The organism is Geminisphaera colitermitum TAV2 (assembly GCF_000171235.2).
Taxonomy (GTDB): domain Bacteria; phylum Verrucomicrobiota; class Verrucomicrobiia; order Opitutales; family Opitutaceae; genus Geminisphaera; species Geminisphaera colitermitum.
On record NZ_ABEA03000028.1, the window covers coordinates 1 to 1,807 of the forward strand.

Genomic DNA, 1,807 nt, shown 5'->3' on the forward strand with positions numbered 1-1,807 from the left:
GGGGGGAGGGCTCCGTGGGCGCGAAGAGCTCCGACGCCGCAATGAGGAGCACGGGACGCAGGCGCTTGCCACCGGCTTGCAGGGTGTAGCGCATGGCTTCGCGCAGACGGGCGGGACCGGGCTGGACGCCGGGCCGGGGACTGGCGTAGGGCGGCACGAGCGAATCGAGCGAGGCGTCAAAGGCGGCGACGAGGCGGTTTAATTTAGTTGTGATGTCCATCAGCGCGTAAATACGTTGGCGATCCTGCATCCTGTTATCGAGTCACTTTCCGTTCCCGCAATGCCTACCTTGGAGCAAGTCTGCAAACGCCTCTTTTCCGATTCCACCTGGTTCATCAAGTGTTTGATCGGGGCACTGCTCCTGGCCATCCCCGTGGCGCACTTTTTTGCCTTTGGTTATCTTTACGAGATCGTGGACCGGGCGCGGCGCGGAGTTTTGGGCGGGGAAGAGAGCCCGTTGCCCGAGTGGGAGGACTGGAAACGGCTCTTCTTGAACGGCGTGTCCGCATTCGTGATTTTTTGCGTGCTCGGCCTGTTGCCCATCGCCGTGGCCGGGCTCCTCGTCGGCGCGGTGATGCTCCTGCTTCGGTTGCTCGGCCTCGCCATGCTGGACCTGCCGGGCGTGCTGGCGGGGCCGTTGATCTACCTGCCCATCTCCATCGGCGTGATCGTGTCGCTCCCCCTCACCGTGGCCGGGCTCTACCAATACCAGCGGCGCGAGGAATACACCGATGCGTTTCGCCCCTGGGTGCTGATGGCGATGCTCCGCTCCACGCGCGCCTACCTCTACGTGCCCACGTTTGCCGTGACCGGCTTTGTCGTGCTCGGCAGTCCGCTGATGACGTTCACCGTCTTTATTGCGCTGCTCGCCAGTTGGGCTTTTTATGCAACTTTCTTCCGCCAGGTGGAACAAATCCGCCGCACCGGACGCCCAAATTCCGATAACAACACCCGATAGTCCTTCCGTTCATTTCCGCCCATGTCGCAAGCACCCAACACACCCGCATCCACATCCGCAGCCGGGGCCGCGCCCGCCGCTCCCGTATCCTACGCGCCTGTCGCCGTTGCAGGCAAACGCGGCAAACCGATCAAGGAACCCGCCCCGCTCCCCATTATGCCCACGGCTGGCGCGTGCGTGTTCGCCGGAAGCATCACGCTGATCCTCGGCGCCCTCCTCGCCGCCCTTCATCTGGCCGCCCGTCCGGTGGAACGCGTTGCCGAACTCCCCGCCAAGCCCGACCACGCCAAGGTTTATTACGTCGCCGGCGCGGCCGACGAAGCCGATTCCCAACGCTGGCTGCGCAAACGCCAGCAACTGCTCGACGGCCCCTCGGGCGAAATCAAAGTCACCGAAAGCGACCTCAACGTCTGGGCCCAATCCTCCTTCGAAAAAACCAACCCCGAAGGTTCCTTCGTCTTCGCGCCCGGCGTGCCCAACTTCCGCCTCACGGACGGGCAACTCCAAATCACCCTCGAAGGCGACGTCCATATCCTCGGCCTCGTCCGACCGATCCTCGTGAAAGCCAGCGGCAAATTTTCCGGCAAAAACTTCTCCCCTGACGAAATCCGCATCGGTGCGCTTCCCACCAGCCGCATTCCCGGACTCGCTGGCAAAGTGCAGGAAAAAATCGACGAAGCCTTCCCCTCGCCCTCCGACCTGTCCGGTGCTTGGGGACGGCTCGAAAACGCAACGATCGACGGCAAAACCCTCGTTCTCAAGGTGCCCTGACCTGTGAAGCCCGGAACCTGTGTCGCACGAATTTTCGTAGCCGGGGCGGTATTGTTGCTCGCCGCCCCGCAGCAGGCC

General features: G+C 63.2%; 2 protein-coding genes and 1 pseudogene. 2 read left to right on the plus strand and 1 reads right to left on the minus strand.

Annotated features, from left to right (window positions below; all coding sequences use genetic code 11):
- Positions 1-220: pseudogene (locus OBACDRAFT_RS03630) on the minus strand (polyprenyl synthetase family protein); the annotation flags it as partial.
- Positions 221-280: 60 nt separating this feature from the next.
- Between OBACDRAFT_RS03630 and OBACDRAFT_RS03635 the strand changes: the two are divergent.
- Both OBACDRAFT_RS03635 and OBACDRAFT_RS03640 read left to right on the plus strand, forming a co-directional pair.
- Entirely contained in the window at positions 281-958 is a 678-nt protein-coding gene (locus tag OBACDRAFT_RS03635; protein ID WP_043582878.1) for a DUF4013 domain-containing protein, read from the plus strand.
- Positions 959-979: 21 nt separating this feature from the next.
- Positions 980-1,729: a hypothetical protein gene (locus OBACDRAFT_RS03640; RefSeq protein ID WP_043582880.1), complete on the plus strand. Its 750-nt coding sequence runs from the start codon at positions 980-982 to the stop codon at positions 1,727-1,729.
- The last annotated feature ends 78 nt before the right edge of the window (positions 1,730-1,807 follow it).

Excerpts from the sequence above, each read along its gene's own strand:
- OBACDRAFT_RS03640 (WP_043582880.1), top strand. The coding sequence starts at position 980 with ATGTCGCAAGCACCCAACACACCCGCATCCACATCCGCAGCCGGGGCC.
- OBACDRAFT_RS03635 (WP_043582878.1), top strand. The coding sequence starts at position 281 with ATGCCTACCTTGGAGCAAGTCTGCAAACGCCTCTTTTCCGATTCCACC.